This window comes from Chryseobacterium sp. TB1-D10 (genome assembly GCF_059803555.1).
In genome coordinates, this window is sequence record NZ_JAPFHB010000001.1 from 447028 (window position 1) to 468285 (window position 21258).

Genomic DNA, 21258 nt, shown 5'->3' on the forward strand with positions numbered 1-21258 from the left:
CAATTATTATTTATCATTAATAAAATATGAAAGCATTAATATTTGCTGCAGGAAAGGGAACCCGATTGAAACCTTTTACTAACGAACATCCGAAAGCTTTGGCAAAAGTAAACGGAGTTCCACTTCTCGAACGAAATATCAAATATCTTCAGGGTTTTGGAATCAATGATTTTGTCATCAATATTCATCATTTCGGAGGACAGATTCTGGCTTTTTTAGCTGAGAACGATAACTTCGGAGCTAATATCGAAATCTCAAATGAGCACGAAGAACTTTTGGAAACCGGTGGCGGATTGCTTTTCGCAAAAAGATTCCTTGAGAATGAAAAATCATTTCTGATCATGAATGTGGATATTCTGACTGATCTTAACATCAGTAATTTCATCCGACTTCACGAAACTAAAGGAGCAATGGTTACTTTGGCTGTGTCTGACAGAGAAAGTTCCAGAAAACTGATGTTCAACGAAAAAATGTTTCTGAAAGGCTGGAGAAACCTTCAAACCAATAAAAAAACTGTGGTTGGCGGGATTTTCAAATTGAGAGAATTGGCGTTCAGTGGCGTTCATTGCGTGAATTCTGAAATTTTTGATAAATTCACAAGAACCGGAAAATTCTCTATTATGGATGAATATATGGAATTGATGAAAGAAGATATCATCGTGGGTTATCAGCATACTTCAAATCTTGTAGATGTTGGCAGACCGGAATCGATTGTTGAAGCGGAAAGAATATTCAGATGATAGAACAGGACGACGATAAAAGATTGCAGGAAAGTCTGCGACAAAAGACTTGGGACGAGACAATTACAAAAGATAGTTGGATGGTTTTCCGCGTGATGTCCGAGTTCGTGGACGGTTACGAAAAAATGGCCAGAATTGGACCATGCGTTTCCATTTTTGGCTCTGCTAGATTGAAGGAAGATAATTTCTATTACAAAATGGCTGTTGACATTGCGAAGAAAATTACGGAAATCGGTTTTGGAGTCATCACTGGAGGCGGACCTGGAATAATGGAAGCAGGAAACAAAGGTGCCAACGGACATGGAAAATCGATCGGTTTAAACATCGAATTGCCTTTCGAACAGCACTTTAATCCTTATGTTGACAAAGGTTACAATATCAATTTTGATTATTTCTTCGTTAGGAAAGTAATGTTCGTCAAATATTCGCAAGGTTTCGTTGTGATGCCTGGTGGTTTTGGAACCTTGGACGAATTGACAGAAGCTTTGACCTTAATCCAGACCAATAAAATAGGGAAGTTTCCAATTGTTTTGGTCGGAAGTGCGTTCTGGAGCGGATTGCTGGATTGGTTTAAAGGCACATTGTTGAAAGAAGGTTTGATTGCTGAAAAAGACTTGGAACTTTTCCGCGTTGTGGATACGGCAGAAGATGCCGTGGCGCATATCAAAGCATTCTATGACAAATATTCGGTAAGTGTGAATTTCTAATGTGTGGCATATAATTTGACCTTAATTTAATCATAAAAGTTATTAAAACTTAATTAAAATGAAAAAATCAATACTTATATTATCTCTCGGAATCTTATTGGTTGGGCTTTTTAGCTTTACAGTGTTGGATTTCTTTTCATCAATGACCAAAGTGGATTATATTGATGGAACCAAAACTTTGAAGTTCACAACTAAGCTAAATACGACTCACATTTCTCAAGCCGTCAAAATCGACCCGGCAACGGCAGGTTTCGAAGCAGAAGTTAAAAAATATGTGAACAATAATGTAGATGTATCTATCAATGGTGCTCCAAAAGCATTGACTTTCACAGGCAGTCAGGTAAATGGTGAATCAGTTTGGGTTTATTATGAAGCGGGTGGTGTTTCTGATATTTCAAGTTTGAAAATCAAGAACAGTATTTTGATTGGACAGTTTCCAAAACAGGTCAATATCGTGAATATTACTTATAAAGGTGCATTGAAAACGCTCAACTTCCAGAAGGGAAAGGAAACTGCGGAAGTCACTTTCTAAAAATTAAAATCGGTCAGTTGGCCGATTTTTTTTATGTCTTTTATTTAATGACAATTCGTATGATCCATATGAAAACCATCAGTAGAATGATTCACGTGCAAAGATTCGGAATGTGGCGAAACGTACGGAATTCCCAGTTCCAATCCTCTTAAAACAAATAATCCGCCCAAGATAATCATCATTACAGGAATTACTTTTAAAATCCGAACTCGGAAAGCTGTTGTAATAAAATTTCCTAAGTAAACTACGGCGAACATAAATGGGAAAGTTCCTAATCCAAAAAGGAACATAAAGAATGAACTTTGCCAAATGCCTCCAGCGGCTAAAGAAGCCGTCAAAGCCATGTACACCATTCCGCAAGGTAGAAGTCCATTCAGAATTCCGGTGGCGAAACGAGATTTGTAATCTGGACGCTGTAGGGTTTTCCCAAGTTTCATTTTGACCTTCAATAAGCCTCTGGAGACAAATGGAATTTTTGCGGCAAAGTCTTTTCCTCCGAAAGAGAAAACTGCCATTACAATCAATAAAATTCCCACCAAAACAGTTAAATATTTTTGAAATCCAGCCAATTCAAAACTTTGACCGATGATGCCCAGGATTCCGCCAAGAATAGAGTAGGTGAGAATCCTTCCGAATTGATAGGTGAGATTTTGAAGATAGAAATTGGCCTTCTGATTTTTCGTCAGCCCCATCGATAGAGCAATGGGTCCACACATACCGATGCAATGGAATCCGGACGCGAATCCCAAACCAATCGCCGATATGATGAGTGCTATTTCCATAAGATGTCATAATCCACCTGATAAGGCTTTTTATTTTCTTTCCATTTTAATTTTAAAGTATAAGAACCTTTTGAGATTACTTTTGCAGGAATCAAGAATAGATTATGTTGTAAAGTGACTTCTTTTTTTACATCCAGATTAGAATCTTCGGTTCTGAACAAAACAAAGTTGACGGTGTTTTCATCTACTTTTATAGTTTCAGGGAATGTTACCAAAAGACCTTCACCGGTCGTTTTATAGGTTGGCGTTTTTTCTAATTTCGCTGCATTATTTTTGGCATCGATGACGTCTTGGTATTTCAGTTCTTCCTCATAATAATTATTGGAAATCATTTCGGCATTCTGTTTTCCCATTGGAAAAATAAAGATCAGAAAGAGGATGAAAAGGATAAAACATCCTAAGGCAATCATCAATCCGTGTCCCCAATTTAAGTTTTTCATTATTAATTAAATTGAAATTTAAAAGGTCCTTCAAAATAGGTGTCGTAAGAATCTAATAATTCGCCATTCATATCGTAAACACCCAACTCGAGATTTTGTTTTGAAAGTTTGATTTGACTTTCCGGGAAACTAACGTTGATAGTTCCTTTGATCATCGCATCTCTTTTCATGATGATTCGGTTGGAAGTCCCAGAGGATATTTCACCGTTTTTAGGTTCAATAATTTTAATGATCACCGTTTTGTTTTCGTTTGACTTATTAAGGAAAGTATAGTTGTAAGTGTTGGTAATTTTCCCATCTCTTACGAAGAAAGTTGATCCTGGTGGTTTCAGGAATTTGGCTTCCATCTCGCCTCTGTTGTACAATAGTCCGCCTAAGAAAGCGACTAATGCTAATAACACAATCGTATAAGCCTTCATCTTTCCTGAGAATTTGAAGTTCTGCTGTTCCTCAATTTCTTTTTCGGAAGCGTATCGGATCAATCCTGGCGGAAGACCTACTTTTACCATTACTTCATCACAAGCATCAATACAAGCCGTACAATTCACGCATTCCATCTGCAAACCATCACGGATGTCAATTCCTGTAGGGCAGACTACAACGCACTGTTTGCAATCGATACAATCGCCTTTGCCTTCAGCTCTTCTGTCTTCTCCTTTTTTCCATTTGGCCCGGTTTTCTCCTCTTTTGTAATCGTAAAAAACGTTGATGGTTTCTTTGTCAATCAAAACACCTTGAAGCCTTCCATAAGGACAAACCATTGTACAAACCTGCTCTCTAAACCAGGCAAATACAAAATAAAATGCGGCGGTAAAAAGAATCATTACCAAAAAATTGGTAGGTTTTGCAAACGGACCTTCCTGCATAATTCTGAAAACCTCTTCATACCCAACAATGTACATAAACATAATGTGGGTAATGATGATTGAAATTAATAGAAAAATAAACCATTTCAAAGATCGTTTCCAGATCTTCTCCGTATCCCATTCCTGATTATCCAGACGTATTTGTTTGTTTCTGTCGCCTTCTATTGCATATTCTATTTTACGGAATATCATTTCCAGAAAAATGGTTTGAGGACAAATCCAGCCACAAAAAATCCTTCCGAAGACAACGGTAAAAATGATGATGAATATTAATGAAACGATGGCGCCCAAAGCCAAAATAAAGAAATCCTGAGGATAAAAAGGCTGCCCGAAAATAAAGAATTGACGTTCTATAATATTGAATAACAGAACCGGATTTCCATTGATTTTCAAGAATGGAACAGCAAAATAGATTGCTAATAATAAGATACTTACCAGAACTCTGTAATTGGTAAATTTTCCTTTAGGTTTTCTTGGAAATACCCATTTTCTTTTACCGGTATTATCCATTGTCCCTACAGAGTCTCTGAATGTTTCAGCTTCTACGACCCAGCTTTCCGCTTCGTTGTATTTTTTTTCTGTAGTACTCATAATATTTTAGATAAAAAAAGAGATTGTCCTGAGAATGAACAGTGTACTATTCATTTTCAAATACCATTCCGAAAAGAACGATATTCTTTGACAATCTCTTTTATATGATATTACTTAGTTTTTTCCCAATGCGCTTCTGTTCCTTGCGGAGCCGCACCACCTTTTGCAGGTGTAATAGGAGCTTGTTCCTGGTTGATGTGGTAAACATACGCTGCCACTTGCTGAATTTCAAACCCGGAAACAACACCATTTTTACCCCAAGCCTGCATTGTAGGGTTATTTGGACTTCCGTTTTCCACCATCCAGAAAACAGTCTTGAATAATGTTTTTTCAGGTTGGTTGATCCAGAAATTATCTGTCAAGTTAGGCCCGATTCCACCCTTTCCACCTTCTCCGTGGCAAGACACACAGTTGGTTTCGAAAACAGCTTTACCAGCTTCTACATTATCTTCAGAAAAAACTGCCGTCTCTATGGTTGGCTGAGTGACGGTTGCCATATACTCATTGATAGCGGCTGTCTGCTCTCTGTATTCCTGCTCATATTCTTTGTAAGGATGAGCGAAATCTGTTAAGAAATAAGATGAAACATACAAAATACAATAGGCAACTCCGAAATAAAATAATCCCAACCACCATTTTGGAAGCTGATTGTCTAGTTCCATAATGCCGTCGAATCCGTGATCAATAAGAATGTCTTTCTCTTCTTTTTCTGATTGGCTTTTGAAAGCACCATTCCAAAGATATTGGAAGTAAGGCACTTTTTTATCAGAGATGTAAGCTGCTTTTTCTGTATCAGTTAATTTTTTGAATTTCTCATTCTCAATCAAATCTCCAATTGCTCCCTGAATAAATACCACAACGATACTGATCAAAGCTGTTCCCAAGAAAAACTTGGAAGACAGGAAGTCCGAACTTTGGGAGAACATGTAAAAAACAATAATTAGTAATCCTAAAACGATTGGAATATTAATATAAACAGGTGTTCTTCTTTTCATGATTAATTATCTTTTTTAATTACAAAGTAAATTCGTCGTCTTCATGATCTTTTTCCAAAGGTGCATTTTCTTCTTCTTTATAATATTTTTTCGGTCTGTTGATCACAACATAAACCATTATAACAAAGAATAAAATGAAGATGATCATTGCAATGGTTTGAAACAAACCTGCATTTTCCACATTGGAGACGATGTCTTTAAAACTTTGCGGAATCATTTATTTTAATTATTAATTACTGGCTGTTTTTACTTCTGTTGTTTTGATATCCGTTCCAAGTCTTTGCAGGTAAGATATCAAAGCTACGATCTCTCTTTTCTCAAGCGGAACAAATTGTTCTCCTGATTTTGCCTTATTAGCTTTAGCTTCAGCAAATGATTTCTTAACATCATCAGCTTCAGAGAATACATTTTTAACGATTGCGTTAGCTTGATTATTCATCCAAGTATCCATAGAATCGATCTGAGATTTGGTATATGGAACATCGAAAGAGTTTTTCATCAATTCTAATTTTGCTTTGGTCTTGCTTCTGTCAAGTGTATTTTCTATCAACCAAGGGAATCTCGGCATAATGGAACCTGCAGATGTAGATCTTGGATTGTACATATGTTTGAAGTGCCAAGAATCTGGTCTTGCGCCACCTTCTCTCTGCAAATCCGGACCTGTTCTTTTAGATCCCCAAAGGAATGGTCTGTCATAGATGTATTCTCCGGCTTTGGAATACTGTCCGTTTTTCCCGTTGAATCTCACAACTTCATCTCGGAAAGGACGAATCATCTGCGAGTGGCAAGAGTTACAACCTTCTCTGATATATAGATCTCTACCTTCCAGTTCCAATGGTGAGTAAGGCTTCACTGCTGAAATTGTCGGTACGTTTTCTTTTACAAATATTGTAGGAAGGATTTCTAAAGATCCACCAATTGCTACTGCGATGAAAGATAGTATTCCTAGATATAACGGTGTTCTTTCCAACCATAAGTGGAATGTTTCTCCTTCTTTTCTTCCTTTATTGATTTTTGCCAATGCAGGAACTTCAACAGGAACTTCTCTTTGGAAAGATCCTTTTCTAGCGGTAGCTACCAAGTTCACAACCATAAGAATGGCTCCAGAGAAATATAAAAACCCACCTAAGAATCTTAATTTAAAGAATGGTAAAATCGCTGTTACCGTATCCAACCAGTTTTTGTACATCAAAGTTCCGTCCGGGTTGAATTGTTTCCACATCAATCCTTGGGTAAATCCAGCAATATACAATGGAACTGCGTAGAAAATGATCCCGAAAGTTCCCAACCAGAAATGCCAGTTAGCTAATTTCACAGACCAAAGTTTGGTTCTCCACATGATTGGAACTAAGTAATAGATGACCCCAAAAGCCATAAATCCGTTCCATCCAAGTGCACCTAAGTGAACGTGACCAATAACCCAATCTGTAAAGTGACCTACTTTATTCACTGTTTTGGTTGCTAAAAGAGGTCCTTCAAAGGTTGCCATACCATAACAAGTTACAGCTACTACAAAGAATTTAAGAACCGGATTTTCTCTTACCTTATCCCAGGCACCCCTCAAAGTCAATAGACCGTTTAGCATACCTCCCCAAGATGGAGCGATAAGCATAATAGAGAAACCTGTTCCTACAGCCTGAGCCCAAGCTGGTAAAGATGTATATTGTAAGTGGTGAGGACCTGCCCAGATATAGACAAAGATCAACGACCAAAAGTGAATAATCGATAATTTGTAGGAGAAAACCGGTCTGTCTGCAGCCTTCGGAACAAAATAGTACATCATCCCAAGCACCGGAGTTGTAAGGAAAAATGCAACCGCATTATGTCCGTACCACCATTGTACCAAGGCGTCTTTCACACCGGCGTAAGCTGAATATGATTTCCATCCGCCAAAAGATAATGGAACTTCTAAGTTGTTGAAAATGTGAAGCATCGCTACTGCAACCCATGTTCCGATGTAGAACCAAATTGCAACATACATATGTCTTACTCTTCTTATTGCTATTGTCGCAAACATATTAAGTCCGAAAATCAGCCACACCACCAAGATTAATAAATCAATTGGCCATTCGTGTTCAGCGTATTCTTTTGAGGTATTGATCCCCATTATGAAAGTAATCAAAGTAGTTACCAACATCAGCTGCCAACCCCAGAAATGCATCCAAGATAAAGTGTCACTCCACATTCTGGTTTTAAGCAATCTCTGCATAGAATAGTAAAATCCTGCAAAGAAACTGTTCCCCACGAAAGCGAAAATTACAGTACTCGTGTGCATCATTCTGATTCGCCCAAATCCAAAAGCACCTTGAGAATCTATCAGTCCCTGCATTCCTCCGCTTCTTAGCGTTTGGATAGTCGGGTCATCTGTTCCCAGGAAAAATTCTGGTAATTCAGGGTAAAATAGCAACAACGCAGCGGTAAGTCCTAATAAAAAACCTAATAACCCGAAAACGACCGTCGCAATAAGAAAGGCGCGAACAATCCCGTTGTCATAACTAAATTTTTGTGTTTCCATATCTACAAATAGCAATTATTCTTTATCATTTTTTTCCGGAGTTTTTATCTCCTTTTCTGTCTTCACTTCATCGTCAAATAAAATTCTGACTGCGGGTGATTCATCGTCCTCAAACTGTCCTTTTCTAGCTCCAATTATGAAAATAATTAAGAAAATAACAGCTAAAGAAACGCTGCAGATAATCATCAAATAGAGAATCTCCATATCTGCTACAAATTTAAGGTAAAAACAGTCGTCAAATTTAGTGAAAATTACTGACTTTGGTCAGAATGACGGAAATATGGATAATTTATAATCGCTCTAAATAAGGGCGTTCTAAATGTTTATCCTGAAGTATTTGGAACTTCTAAGCCAAGTGGAAAGTGTCGTGAATGTTACAACTGTTACAGAACTCAAAGGCATAAAAATCGCTGCAAAAAGTGGATGCATTTTTCCGGAAACCGCAAATCCAACTCCGATAACATTATAACACAAACTAATTATGAATGTGATTTTTACAATCGTAATCGCATCTTTTGACAAAGCTAAAAATTTATCCAGATCCGGAATTTTTTCACCATTCATAATCACATCGGAAGATGGTGTGAAAGAATTGCTGTCATCCGAAATCGCGATTCCGACGTTGCTTTGTTTTAAGGCTCCGGCGTCATTCAATCCGTCGCCAAGCATTGCCACTTTCTGTCCTTTGTCTTGTAATTCTTTGATGAAATCCAACTTGTTTTCCGGATTTTGATTGAATTTCATCTCAGAAACATTCGGAATCAGTTTTTCAAGAATCGATTTTTCTGAAGGATTGTCGCCGCTCAGAATATTGATTTTATAATTTTTTAAATGACTGAAAAGTGTAGAAAGATTGTTTCGATATTCATTTTTGAAAATGAATTTTCCAATGAAGTTTTCATCTTTTTTAATGTAAACCGCAGTTTCCAAATCTTGGGATTTTTCACCTGTAAAACTCGCTGAACCAATTTTATAAGTAGCGCCACGAACTTTTCCCTGATAACCTTTTCCCGAAATCTCCACAAAATCTTCAACTTCAAAGTAGTCATCATTAACTTCAATGAAATTATAAAGCGATTTGGAAAGCGGATGGTTTGAGTTTTTCAGAAGTGACTTGATGTTCTTCAAATCAATATCCTCAATCTCAGTTCCGAAATAATTGATGTTAGATTTTTTACTTTCGGTAATTGTACCGGTTTTATCGAAAACCAAAGTGTCGATTTTTGCTAATCGTTCAATCGTCAAAGTATCTTTTACATAGAAATTATTCCGGCCTAAAATTCTCATTATGTGACCAAAAGTAAACGGTGCCGACAAAGCCAAAGCACACGGGCAAGCCACAATCAGAATTGCGGAAACTACCTGGAACATCTTTTCTGTGTCAATTCTTGCCCAATAGATTCCTGCAAGAAGTGTAATTCCTAAAATAACGAATGTGAAGTATTTGCTGATTGTATTCGTTAAAGTATCAAGTCCGGTTTCGAATTTTTTGAAAGCTTCCTTGTTCCAGAGCTGAGTCAAGTAACTTTGGTCCACGCTTTTAATCACTTCAAGTTCGAGAATTGAACCAGATTGTTTTCCGCCGGCAAAAATTTTATCCCCAGGTTTTTTGGAAATGTGAGCAGATTCTCCGGTAATAAAACTGTTGTCGATATTTCCTTCGCCTTTAATCAAAATGGAATCTACAGGAATGATTTCCTGATTTCTCACCATAATTCTGTCACCAACTGCCAATTCGGATAATAAAATATTTTTCTGGTTTCCATCAAAGTCAACTTTCGTGACGGCAATTGGATAAAAAGATTTGTAATCTCTGTCGTAGGAAAGTGTGTTGTAAGTTCTTTTCTGAAACATTTTCCCCATCAACATAAAAAACAATAATCCGCAAAGCGTATCGAAATAGCCTGGACCATAATCGGTTACGACTTCATAAATACTTCTTCCGTAAAGAACGAAGATTCCGAGAACAATCGGAACATCAATGTTAATGATTTTGTTTTTCAGCCCGTACCAAGCTGATTTATAATAATCTGAAGCTGAATAAAATACAACCGCAGTTGCCAGCAAAAATAGAATAACCCGGAATAAATGTTTGTAAGAATGAAACCAGACATCGTCGCCAGAAATGTACTCCGGGAAGCTGAAAAACATTCCGTTTCCGAAAGCAAACCCGGCAATTGCCAGTTTGATGAGAAGTGTTTTGTCTAAAGTATCAATTTTTTTCTCAGCCGTTTCCAGATTAATGACTGGTTTGTAACCAAGATTGGTAAGGAATTTTGCCAGTTCACTGAGTTTCAAATCTTCTTCTTTGAAAGAAATCTGAACGGTTTTTCTGGTAAAATTGACTTGAGAATATTTGATGTTTTTATTAATGGTGTGAAGACTTTCCAAAAGCCAAATGCATGAAGAACAGTGGATTACAGGAATCTTGAAAGTCACAAGCGTAGTTCCGCCTTCCGAGAAATCTGCAATTTTAGCGAAAATTTCGGGGGTGTCAAGATAATCAAACTGGGAATTGTTTTCCGTACTAGGTTTTATTCCGGAGCGTTTGTTGATGTTGTAAAAATTGTCCAGATTATGAACATTCAGAATTTCATAAACCGATTGGCAACCGTTGCAGCAAAATGTTTTTTCATCAAAAAGAATTTGTTCCTTATCGATTTTTTGCCCGCAGTGAAAACATTGTTCTGCCATTAAAAATTACTCAGGTGTTTGGATTGCAAAATTACGGCAAAAATATTGGTATGTAGCGTTAAAAAGTCTTATTTTTGCTGACAAATGTCATAGGTATGTCTCTTGAACAACAATTGGTTATAGAAGAAAATTTCTCGAAGGCTTTTCATAAAGATTCTTTGCGGGAAAGTCTTAATTCTGAAGATTTTGAAGTGTATGAAAAAGCTTTAAAAGTTCTTGAATTCTCAAAAGGCGAAGTCGTTTTTGAAGATGGAGAATCGCCGAAAGGTGTTTATTTTATCGAAAAAGGAACGGCAAAATTATCCAAATCAGGTGTTTACGGAAAAGACCAGATCTTAAGATTCTGTAAAGAAAATGATTTGATAGGTTACCGTTCTTTGCTTTGTGGCGAGAATTTCCAGGCCAATGCAGAAGCAATGACACCAATGACCGTTCAGTTTTTACCGGCGGATATTTTTCTTCATCTTTTGAAAGTAGATCCGAAATTGTCTTATGCAATGCTTCAAAAAATAGCTTACGAATTGGGCGAATCTGCTAACACTGTCACTTTTCTTGCTCAGAAAACAGTAAGAGAAAGACTGGCTGAAATCCTAATTTTATTGGAACAAAAACTCGGAACTGATCCCGAAGGTTTTATCAAAATTTCTTTGACGAGAGAAGAAATTGCCAATCTGATTGGAACAGCAACAGAAAGCGCAATCAGATTGATTTCCGAATTCAAACAAGATGATCTGATCTCCGTAGAAGGCAGAAATATCAAAATCCTTAATCGAGACAAACTGATCAAGCTTGGTCACGTCGTAATATAATCTAATTAAAAATTAAGAATGAATAATTAATAAGATTTTCATTTTTAATTATTCATTCTTAATTCCAAAATAATGTCTGTACACTCCGAAATAAAAAAAATCACCACAGAAACCTTGCGAAAAATGAAATTCGATAAGGAAAAAATCACAATGTTGACGGCTTACGATTTCACAACTGCAAAAATGGTTGACGCCGGCGGTGTAGATTCTATCTTAATTGGTGATTCTGCAGCAAATGTGATGGCCGGTTTTGAAACGACTTTACCAATCACACTAGATCAAATGATTTATCACACGCAATGTGTTGTTCGTGGTGTGGAAAGAGCCTTGGTAGTGGCAGATTTACCATTCGGAACTTATCAAAGTAATCCGGAAAAAGCATTGGAATCTGCGGTAAGAATGATGAAAGAAGGCGGTGCACACGCTATCAAAATCGAAGGTGGAAAAGAAATTGAAGAATCCATCAGAAAAATTGTGAACGCAGGAATTCCGGTTTGCGGACATCTCGGTTTGACACCTCAAAGTATTTATCAGTTCGGAACTTATAAAGTGCGTGCAAAAGAAGATGCAGAAGCCGAAAAATTAATTGCGGATTGCAAACTTCTGGAAGAATTGGGATGTTTTGCAGTTGTTTTGGAAAAAATTCCGGCAGATTTGGCAAAGAAAGCCACAGAAAGCATTTCGATTCCTACGATTGGGATTGGAGCTGGAATTAACTGTGACGGTCAAGTCCTTGTTTATCACGATATGGTTGGGATGAATAAAGGTTTTTCTCCGAAATTTCTAAGAAGATATTTGGATTTGTACACAGAAATTACAGGCGCCGTTTCTCAATTTGTAACAGATGTGAAAACGTCTGACTTCCCGAATGAGAAGGAAAGTTATTAATAACAAAATAAAAATATATAATGCCCTTTCAGAAATCAAAACTCTGAAAGGGTTTTAATTATAAACACTTAATGATGATTCAAAAAATTACGAAACTTCTATTTTTCACTGTAATTTTATTCTCAATTGTTTCGTGTGTTTGTCATCAAACAACATTTGGAACAAGAACGGAATTTTATGATAAAAAAGATTCGTTGAAATCACTTGCAAGAATTAAGGAAATTAAAAATCTTGATTTTTCAGATTTCCAGACGGGAAAATTTGATGACGGAAAAGTAGCTTTGAATTATCGATTATTAAAACCCGAAAAAATAGATCAAAGCAAAAAATATCCTTTAATTTTGGTCTTTCACGGTTCGGGCGCCATTGGAACAAACAACACTTCACAAATGGGTGTTTTGTCCAAAATGTGGCTGCTTCCGGAGAATAGGGAAAAATATCAGGCTTATATTTTGTCGCCTCAGTTTCCAATTCGTTCTTCCAATTATCATCTGGATGAAACCCGAAATGTGAAAGTTTCTGAATCGAATGAACACTTAGATATGGTTTTAAAGTCCATTGATTCATTAGTTATAAAAGAAAATATTGACCCAAGCAGGATTTACGTGATTGGATTCTCGATGGGTGGCGCAACAACTTCGAACGCAATCTCCAAAAGACCAGATCTGTTTGCAGCGGCGATCAACGTTTCGGGAATTTCTCAGTTTGATAAAATAGATGAACTCACGAAAATGCCAATCTGGATTGTCCACGGAAGTCTGGACACAGATAATTTTCCTCAAAGCAATTTCAGGTTTTTTGAAGAAATGAAAACCAAAGGCAAAGTGTTTCTTTGGGAATATAAAGACAAATATCATAACAATATTCTCTCTGCCGAGTTGGTAGATAAGATTCCAAAATGGCTTTTTAAGCAAACTAAAAATTAAATTTAAAAATGAAAAATTCTAATACAATACAAGGCGTTTTATCTATTCTGGCATTGATTTGCCTTGCGGTAGGCTGGTTTAATATATTTCCTCAGGAGATCACGGATTTGCTTTATCAAAGATTCTTTTATATTCTGATCGGTTTAAGTTTTGTGTTTCAAGCGCAGTCTTTCCTGAATAAGAAATTTGTTTATCTGATGTACATCGCAGCTGGTCTTTGTATTATTGGTGCTTTTTTACCCTTCGATTCTCAATTTGCAAGGATTAAAACGATCGGACTTTTTACGGGCGTGATTGTTTCTATTTTTAATAGACAAAGGATTTCCAGAGATTAAGTTATGAATCAATATTTTTCTGAAGATCAAATCGTTTACGAAGACAATCATATGTTGGTCATCAACAAAAAAGCCGGGCAACTCGTCCAAGGTGATAAAACAGGCGATCTGTCTTTGCTCGAATTAATCAAAGATTTCATTAAAAAAAGAGATGATAAACCGGGAAATGTTTTTCTTGGTTTGGTTCATAGAATAGACAGACCAACTTCCGGTTTAGTAATTTATGCGAAAACTTCCAAAGCGCTTTCCAGATTGACGGTAATGGTAAAAGATCGTGAAGTCAAAAAAACCTATTGGGCGATTGTTGGCAAGGAAATGCTTCCGAAATCGCAAAGACTGGTTCATTATCTCCAAAAAAACGAGAAGACAAACAAAGCAACAGTTTTTGTAAAGCAAACTGAAGGTGCAAAAGAATCAATTTTAACTTACAATGTTGTCAAAACTTTAGATAATTACCAATTGTTGGAAATTGATTTGGAAACGGGAAGACATCATCAAATCCGGGCTCAGTTGTCAAAAATTGGAGTTCCTATCAAAGGCGATTTGAAATATGGTGCGCCACGTTCCAATCAAGATGGCGGGATTTCTCTGCACGCCAGAAAACTTCAGTTCATTCATCCGGTGACTAAAGAAAATGTTGAGATTATCGCGCCAGTTCCGCAGAATGATGCGGTTTGGAAGGCGTGTGAATCTGGCGAATAATCAGAACTTAACACAGTTTTCGAATGGAATCTAAAATTTAATATGAATTTTTTGATTTTAAAACAAAGATAATCTCCCAATTGATATTGAGAGATTATTATATGACCAGATGAATGTTAATTATAATTGTTGCACAGAGCCAGAATCTTCTTTCTTCTCCTGATTTAGCAAGTTAGGTGTTTCCTTCGCCAACTTGTTTTTTGTTGGGATTTTGTAGGTGAAAGAAAGTCCGAAAGTTCTTGTGTCATTTTTGTTTCGGATATTCACATTTGGAAACGCGTTGGTTGTTCTGAGATTGGTCTCATTGGTGTTGAAAACATCATTCGCAAACAACGTCAGCGTCATTCTTTCTTTATTGAATTTCCTTGATAAGGATAAATTCAAGGTGTTGTAAAAAGATTTGTTTGGATAGAAAAAGAACTCGTTTCCTTTGGTCAAGTAAGTATAATTTGCGGTGAATTTTGTTTTATAAGGCAAAATAAATTGTCCAGTCACGTTATAGGTCCAATAGCCTTTCGGATTGATGATCTGATCAATTTGTTGCAGTTGATACGAGCCATACAAGAAGATAAAACTCACTTGATCGGGATTCATATCCATTTTCATAATGTCTTTGAACGGTGTGTTGAAGATCGCTAATGGAATTGGAAATCCAATGTTGAAATTATGCGTCTTCATTCGGTCAAGATTGTCGCTGGTCTGTAAGATAACATCGCCTTTTCTTTCCACAATTTGAACCACCTGATTTTTTGCTTGGGTAAAATTATAACCTATAAATGCGTAATTCAAAGCACTTAATTTAACCTCGAAATTGTCAAAAATCGTAGGCTGGAGATTTGGGTTTCCTGAAAAATCGATGTTTTCGTTTCCGTATCTCGTGTTGTTGGGATTTAGGTTGGCAACATTTGGTAACGTGATTTTCTTGTTGTAATTAACATTAAAGAAAGCGATTTTCGGAATAATGTTGTACTGAATGCTCGCATTTGGAAACACTTTGAATTTCTCAAACGGTCTCAAATTATCATAGTTTCCAGTTTCAAAATCCAAACTTGTTCCGTTGATGTTGTAATATTCTCCACGAAGTCCCAAGACAAAATCCATTTTTCCTTTGGTTGCGCTCGCTTCGGAATAGAGAGCGGTGGTCTTGCTTTTGTAATCCAGATTTTCTATCCCAAAGTTATCTGCAGAAAACTCCAGTTGGTCATAGAAAGCACCCAAGCTCAATTTACCTTCGTCTAATATTTTGATCGGCTGAGCATAATCGATTCTGAAATTGTAGACATTTTGGTTGGAGCCGTTGTTCAAAAAGTTATCATTGATGGAAGGCGTTGGCAAAATGGTTCTTCCTGTTTGCCCAAAATCATTACTGAAGTTGGTGTAAGATCCTTTAAATTCTAACTTTTTATTCTTATCATCAAATTTTTTCTGATATGTTGCAGTCACCTCATTTCGTGTATTGCTTTGGTCGATGATATCCTTACCGGTAGATTCGGTTCCATTGAACAAAGAATAGCGATCCACATAACGATCCGAAGATCCTAAGTTGAGATTGTAATTCAAAAGCAATCGGTCTTGTCCAATATCAAAGGTGAAAGCACTTCTCAAATATTGATTTCTATTGACATTGTCATTGTACAATCTCGAGATCTCATCAATTGTAGATTTGGTTTCGCTCTCGTTGTAAGATTGGCCTACGTTCAACTGCCATCCAAACCATTTGTTTTTGGAGTTAAGCGTCAAACTATTGTTGAATTTACTTCTGAAATGGTCATAATTACTGAAACGATAACCACCGGCGTAAGTTGCGGACAAATATGATTTTGCATTTCTGCTCGTGATAATATTGATGATGGCACCACCAGAAGTTGCCGGGAATTCTGCGCCTGGTTGCGTGATGATTTCAATTTTCTCGATGCTGTTTGCAGGAAGTCCTTCTAAGTAAGCCGTCAACTGCGTGCTGTAGATGTTCAAAGGTCGTCCGTCCATATAGACGTCCAAAGCTTTTCCTTGATAGATCATTCCTGCCATTTCGGAAACTACCAATCCAGGGATTTTTTGCAATCCTTCCAACGTATTACCAGAATTGAGATGTGGCTGTTCCGAGAAATCGTAGATGGTTCTGTCTGCTTTTTGCTCGACGGCTTTTTTAGTTTTGGTAATGGTTACTGCTTCAATTTGTTTTTCTTTGTCGGTGTCCTTCTTCGGAGTTTCCTGTGCGAAGTAGATTTGACTTAGAAATAAACCAGCGATTGGAATGATAGATTTGATTTTCATAGTTTTGTTTGAACTCAATTAGACTATCAGACTTTTATTTTGTTACATTTTAAGCTTATTGAACTCTGTCTTTTTCCTCAAAATTGATATTCTTTTTGTTGATTTGCTTTTTGTTTCCGAAAGTGTAATTCACACTCAAACGCAAACTTCTGCCGTCCCAATAATTGTTCATCAGTTGTTTGCTGTCATCAAAAAACATTTGACCTTTGTAGCGCTGTCCAAAGATATTGGTAACCGTCGCATTGATTTGAAGCTGTTTTTCCATTAATGAAATTTTAAAACCGGAATTAAGATTTGAGAAATTTTCAAAACGGGAATTTACATTCTTGTAAGGAAGACTTTGGTCGTAATTAAGGAAAAGAGCTATGGTTTTAGTTTTGTTTAATGTGAAAGTATTATTAATGGAATAGCTCAAAGAATAACCTTTCATAGTTTGGGCCTCAATATTGAAAACTTCCGAAGTCTGATACGATGCATTGGCAGTAATATTCGCTTCCCAGAATTTGAAGAAAGTGTCTGTGTAAGAAGTATTTATTCCATAAAAATCGTTGTTGTAATAATTTTTGTAATCACTGTTTTGAGATAATCCATTCAAGGAAGCAACTTGCCCAAAAGCATTTGTCAGTCTTAGATAATAAATGCTGGTTGAGAATTTATTATTATAAGTATAAGCTAATTCATAATTATTGATGTATGAAGGCTTCAACAAAGGATTTCCTGTAGAGTAAGAATAAGGATTCTCATACCATCTGAAAGGATTCAGATTACTCATACTTGGTCGGTTGATTCTTCTTGAATAAGACAAACTGAACACGTTTTTATCTTCTTTGTAAGAAACAAAAGCCGAAGGAAACCATTGTCCGTAAGAGAAATTATTTACAGTGCTTTTCACAAACGTATTTTCATATCGCAATCCTGCTTTGGTTTCCCAATGTTCGCCGAAACTTTTACCAAAACTTACATAAGCCGCATAATTTTCTTCCCTGTAATTGAAAGTGCTGCTTTTCTCATCATCAATGACAAACTGGTTGTTTTTCCAATCAAGATATTTCAAATCTGCAGAGTTTCTGAATTGATTGAATTTCACTCCAGTCTCAATCGTTCCAAATTTAAAAGGAAGTTCCAAATCCGCCTGAACCGAGAAAATCTGAGGCTTAATCATCGATAAAGTTTTCACATCCTGAATTGTGTTTTCCGGAAGTGTCAAAGTAGAAAAATTAACTTCCGTCTCATTATTGTTTTGATAGAAATTCCCTGCAAAACTCAATTTCTTCCCAAGCGAATCCAACTTCAAATCGTAATAAGTACTGAAAGTATGCGTCGGCGATTTTTCTCTGTGAAATGTATTGGTCAAAAGGTTCTTTTCTTCCAAATCAGAACTGACGTTTCTCGTCGTATTCAAAATGTTCATTCCGTTTTTCCCGTTATCAAAAATATAGTCTATCCCAACTTCAGAATTTTTATTGATTTTATAGGAAGCGCTCAGGTTCGGTGTCAAATCCTGCCACATATCTTTTCGGACAGACCTGCTGTAATTCTGCGAAGCGCCAAGAATCGTAAATCTTTCATCCGCCCGTTTTGCACCTTCGATGTAGCTTGTTTTCAGACTTAAACTTAATTTTTCGGTTTGATAATTCAACGTTCCGTTTGTACTTCCGTTGCTGTAAGTTCTTTGCGTCAAACCTGTGCTGATGTTACCACTGAATCCAAGATTCGGATTTTTCTTTAAAATAATATTAATCAATCCGCTGTTTCCCTGCGCTTCATATTTCGCTGGGGGCGTTGTAATGACTTCGATTTTTGAAATATTTTCGGAGCGGATGGATTTTAAATAATTTAATAATGCAGTTCCGGAAAGATTCAGCATTTTTCCATTAATCATCACATTCACGCTGCTTTTCCCGATGATGGAAACTGTTCCAAGATTCTCATCCACTTTCAGCATCGGAACATTGGCCAGAGTTTCGCCCGCATCCATTCCTTGTGAAGCGATGGACGCATCCACATTAAAAATCAGTCGGTCCGCTTTTCTTTCAAGCAATTTTTTCTTGACTAATATATTGACTTGTTCAATTTCCTTCAAACTGTCTTTTTGAGTTTGAGCGAAAGTTGCGATTGAGAAAAGTGTTGCGATAAATAGATATTTCATTTTCATAATGCTAATTTGTTGATGCAAATGTATTTTCAAAGTCTTTCTATTGAAATAGCGTTTAGATTTGATGAGGTTTTAATCCGACCAAATTATTTTCGTCGGTAAAAAAAGGGTGTTTGTAGAATCTTGTAGACTGGAAACATTTATGCGTTATACTTTTGAACTATGAAAAAAATAACTCTCATTTTGATTTTGGCTTCTATGGCTTCCTGCATCGGAAAGCATAGAGTAGATGTTTGGAAAACAATGACAATTGCGCCTGGAGACAGCATTGTCTTACAAAAGTTAAAAGCGCCCGCAACTTTAGAAATTAAAAATCTTTCGCACGAAGCGGTAAATCTTGTTTCTGAACTGAACATGCCGAAAACCATTATCGCAAATTCTCAGCTCAATTACAGGTTACCAAAAAGGAGCAGATTGATAATGGAGAACCAAAATTCAGATTCTGTTTCTATACATTTGCATTATTCCTCGTCAAGACCTATTTTAATTAATAACAAAGAATTACGATGAAAAAGAAACAAATCATCTGGCTTCAAATCATCTATTGGAGTCTCAATTTTTTTGGAACTGTGATTACGCCTTTGTATTTCTTCGAAAAAGATAACAATCTGCAGAGTACGGTTTTGAGAATTACCTTTTTTCTCGCGGGGATTATCACGTTTTACATTTGTTATTTAGCTATTATTCCGAAGGTTTTCAGACCAGAGAAAATTTATACGGTGATAGTTTCGTTTTTCCTTTCCATTCTTTGTTTTGCAACGATAAGATATTTGATGGAAGAAGTTTTGCTGCCAGCCACTTTTGGATTCAGGAATTACAACCAGGAAACCGGGTTACTTTATTACTTTTTTGATAACATTTATTACGGTTGTATCAATGTTTTCATCGCCGGAATATTATGGTTGTTGGAAAAATTTGGAGTCATTGAAACCGAAAGACAAAAACTGGAACAGGAAAGAAACGAAGCGAAAATTCAGGCTTTAAAGACGCAAATCAATCCGCATTTTATTTTTAATACACTTAATAATATCTATTCCTTGGTTTATCAGAACTCGGAAAAAGCTTTGCCGGCGATTGAGGAACTCAGTCAGTTATTAAGATACAGCACAAAGGATTTGGAGAAAAATTTCATTCCATTGGAAAAGGAAATCGGTTATCTGGAAAGTTTGATAGAACTGGAAAAACTCAGAATCAAAAATCCAGAATTATTATTGATTGAAAAAAAAATTAATTATCCTAACCTTAATATTTCGCCAATGCTTTTGGTTCCATTTGTAGAAAATGCTTTCAAGCACGGCGATTTCAGCGGTAAAGGTTTCACGATGAAAATTTCTGATGACAATCAAACTTTAAATTTCCATCTTCAAAACTTCAAAAAACAAAGGTCAAAAGATTCACTTTCCGGAATTGGAATTGGAAATGTGAAAAAACGACTGGAAATCCTATATCCAAAGAAACACGAACTGAACATCAACGAAACCGAAACCGAATTTTCTGTAGATTTGAAAATTGATTTGAAATAATAATGACAAAGCTCCCTAGAGCGAAATGTTTGTAGAAATCGTTTTAAGATTGACAGAGCTCCGTAGGAGCGGCATATAAGAGTATCACAGAAATAAATTAATGAAAAAGATAAAATGCATTGTTGTAGATGACGAACCTTTGGCAATCCAGCTTTTGGAAAATTACGTGATGAAAATCCCTTTTCTGGAAATGGTTTTTTCTACAGAAAATCCAATTAAAGCTTTGGAGTATATACAAAATAACGAAGCCGATTTGATTTTTCTCGATATCCAAATGCCCGAATTGTCAGGAATCAATTTTATGAAAATCGTTGGCAATAAATTGAAATATATTTTGACAACAGCTTATTCGGAATATGCATTAGAAGGTTACGAACACAACGTGATCGATTATCTTTTGAAACCAATTTCGTTTGGTCGTTTCGAGAAAAGTGCTGTGAAAGCTCAGGAAAGATTTCCATCTAGTGAAACTTCTGCAAATTCATATTTCTTCGTCAAATCTTCAGGACAACAGCATAAGATAAATTTTGATGAAATCCTGTTTGTCGAGAGCATCAAAGATTACGTCAACATAAAAACCGAAAATCAGGAATATATCGTCCTCGATACTTTGAAATCTCTTGAAAATCAGCTTCCTGAAAATTTCGCCAGAGTACATAAATCCTTTATTCTCAATCTTGACAAAATCGAGAAAATTGATGTTAGAAATGTCTTCCTCAATTCCGGGAAAGAAATCCCGATTGGCGAAACGTATAAATCCGAATTCTTGCTTAAGTTGAAATAG

General features: G+C 36.4%; 21 protein-coding genes. 11 read left to right on the forward strand and 10 right to left on the reverse strand.

Translation table 11 applies throughout. The features are described from left to right. The first annotated feature begins 26 nt into the window (after nt 1-26). The 3 genes from OPU68_RS02090 to OPU68_RS02100 are packed head-to-tail and all read left to right on the forward strand — an operon-like array spanning nt 27 to nt 1979. Complete coding sequence (locus OPU68_RS02090) at nt 27-740, forward strand: nucleotidyltransferase family protein (RefSeq protein WP_498472294.1); 714 nt, start codon at nt 27-29, stop codon at nt 738-740. Continuing rightward, complete coding sequence (locus tag OPU68_RS02095) at nt 737-1447, forward strand: LOG family protein (protein WP_498472295.1); 711 nt, start codon at nt 737-739, stop codon at nt 1445-1447. The genes OPU68_RS02090 and OPU68_RS02095 overlap by 4 nt, the downstream gene beginning before the upstream one ends. 58 nt (nt 1448-1505) lie before the next feature. Continuing rightward, complete coding sequence (locus OPU68_RS02100; RefSeq protein ID WP_498472296.1) at nt 1506-1979, forward strand: DUF6702 family protein; 474 nt, start codon at nt 1506-1508, stop codon at nt 1977-1979. A 44-nt stretch (nt 1980-2023) separates the two neighbouring features. On the opposite strand, the gene OPU68_RS02105 is transcribed toward OPU68_RS02100, so the two are convergent. The 8 genes from OPU68_RS02105 to OPU68_RS02140 all read right to left on the reverse strand — a co-directional run bounded on the left by OPU68_RS02105 (nt 2024) and on the right by OPU68_RS02140 (nt 10862). Then, on the reverse strand, nt 2024-2761 hold the full coding sequence (locus OPU68_RS02105; RefSeq protein ID WP_498472297.1) for a sulfite exporter TauE/SafE family protein: 738 nt from the start codon (nt 2759-2761) through the stop codon (nt 2024-2026). Next, nucleotides 2752-3201, reverse strand: coding sequence for a FixH family protein (locus OPU68_RS02110; RefSeq protein ID WP_498472298.1), 450 nt, complete (start codon nt 3199-3201; stop codon nt 2752-2754). The genes OPU68_RS02105 and OPU68_RS02110 overlap by 10 nt, the downstream gene beginning before the upstream one ends. A 2-nt stretch (nt 3202-3203) precedes the next feature. Then, nucleotides 3204-4658, reverse strand: coding sequence for a cytochrome c oxidase accessory protein CcoG (gene ccoG / locus OPU68_RS02115; RefSeq protein ID WP_498472299.1), 1455 nt, complete (start codon nt 4656-4658; stop codon nt 3204-3206). A 110-nt stretch (nt 4659-4768) separates the two neighbouring features. Next, entirely contained in the window at nt 4769-5653 is an 885-nt protein-coding gene (locus tag OPU68_RS02120; protein WP_498472300.1) for a c-type cytochrome, read from the reverse strand. Nucleotides 5654-5672: 19 nt separating this feature from the next. Continuing rightward, on the reverse strand, nt 5673-5870 hold the full coding sequence (locus tag OPU68_RS02125; RefSeq protein WP_498472301.1) for a CcoQ/FixQ family Cbb3-type cytochrome c oxidase assembly chaperone: 198 nt from the start codon (nt 5868-5870) through the stop codon (nt 5673-5675). Between the two features lie 12 nt (nt 5871-5882). Next, complete coding sequence (ccoN, locus tag OPU68_RS02130) at nt 5883-8168, reverse strand: cytochrome-c oxidase, cbb3-type subunit I (RefSeq protein ID WP_498472302.1); 2286 nt, start codon at nt 8166-8168, stop codon at nt 5883-5885. 15 nt (nt 8169-8183) lie between these two features. After that, a complete protein-coding gene (gene ccoS / locus OPU68_RS02135; protein ID WP_498472303.1) occupies nt 8184-8372 on the reverse strand; it encodes a cbb3-type cytochrome oxidase assembly protein CcoS in 189 nt (62 codons plus the stop codon). A 111-nt stretch (nt 8373-8483) separates the two neighbouring features. After that, nucleotides 8484-10862: a heavy metal translocating P-type ATPase gene (locus OPU68_RS02140; protein ID WP_498472304.1), complete on the reverse strand. Its 2379-nt coding sequence runs from the start codon at nt 10860-10862 to the stop codon at nt 8484-8486. A 95-nt stretch (nt 10863-10957) separates the two neighbouring features. Here OPU68_RS02140 and OPU68_RS02145 point away from each other — a divergent pair, with 95 nt between their 5' ends. The 5 genes from OPU68_RS02145 (at nt 10958) to OPU68_RS02165 (ending at nt 14522) form a co-directional block, all read left to right on the forward strand. Continuing rightward, nucleotides 10958-11671 carry a Crp/Fnr family transcriptional regulator gene (locus OPU68_RS02145; RefSeq protein ID WP_498472305.1) on the forward strand — a complete coding sequence of 238 codons (714 nt, stop codon included), beginning with the start codon at nt 10958-10960 and terminating at the stop codon, nt 11669-11671. 72 nt (nt 11672-11743) lie between these two features. Further along, entirely contained in the window at nt 11744-12559 is an 816-nt protein-coding gene (gene panB / locus OPU68_RS02150; protein WP_498472306.1) for a 3-methyl-2-oxobutanoate hydroxymethyltransferase, read from the forward strand. A gap of 74 nt (nt 12560-12633) precedes the next feature. Then, nucleotides 12634-13485 (forward strand): carboxylesterase family protein, encoded by an 852-nt coding sequence (locus OPU68_RS02155; RefSeq protein WP_498472307.1) that lies wholly within the window; start codon nt 12634-12636, stop codon nt 13483-13485. A gap of 8 nt (nt 13486-13493) precedes the next feature. Then, nucleotides 13494-13820, forward strand: coding sequence for a hypothetical protein (locus OPU68_RS02160; RefSeq protein ID WP_498472308.1), 327 nt, complete (start codon nt 13494-13496; stop codon nt 13818-13820). A gap of 3 nt (nt 13821-13823) precedes the next feature. After that, nucleotides 13824-14522: an RluA family pseudouridine synthase gene (locus OPU68_RS02165; RefSeq protein ID WP_498472309.1), complete on the forward strand. Its 699-nt coding sequence runs from the start codon at nt 13824-13826 to the stop codon at nt 14520-14522. Nucleotides 14523-14642: 120 nt separating this feature from the next. Here OPU68_RS02165 and OPU68_RS02170 read toward each other — a convergent pair whose 3' ends face one another. Together OPU68_RS02170 and OPU68_RS02175 are read right to left on the reverse strand one after the other, a co-directional pair. Next, nucleotides 14643-16796, reverse strand: coding sequence for an outer membrane beta-barrel protein (locus OPU68_RS02170; RefSeq protein WP_498472310.1), 2154 nt, complete (start codon nt 16794-16796; stop codon nt 14643-14645). Between the two features lie 55 nt (nt 16797-16851). Next, nucleotides 16852-18945: a TonB-dependent receptor domain-containing protein gene (locus tag OPU68_RS02175; RefSeq protein ID WP_498472311.1), complete on the reverse strand. Its 2094-nt coding sequence runs from the start codon at nt 18943-18945 to the stop codon at nt 16852-16854. A gap of 168 nt (nt 18946-19113) precedes the next feature. On the opposite strand from OPU68_RS02175, the gene OPU68_RS02180 reads away from it, so the two are divergent. From OPU68_RS02180 to OPU68_RS02190, 3 genes are all read left to right on the forward strand, one after another. After that, a complete protein-coding gene (locus OPU68_RS02180; RefSeq protein ID WP_498472313.1) occupies nt 19114-19461 on the forward strand; it encodes a hypothetical protein in 348 nt (115 codons plus the stop codon). Then, the gene (locus OPU68_RS02185; protein ID WP_498472314.1) at nt 19458-20474 is read left to right on the forward strand and encodes a sensor histidine kinase; all 1017 of its coding nucleotides are present in this window, start codon (nt 19458-19460) and stop codon (nt 20472-20474) included. Before OPU68_RS02180 ends, OPU68_RS02185 begins: the two co-directional genes overlap by 4 nt. 100 nt (nt 20475-20574) lie before the next feature. Then, nucleotides 20575-21258 carry a LytR/AlgR family response regulator transcription factor gene (locus OPU68_RS02190; RefSeq protein ID WP_498472315.1) on the forward strand — a complete coding sequence of 228 codons (684 nt, stop codon included), beginning with the start codon at nt 20575-20577 and terminating at the stop codon, nt 21256-21258.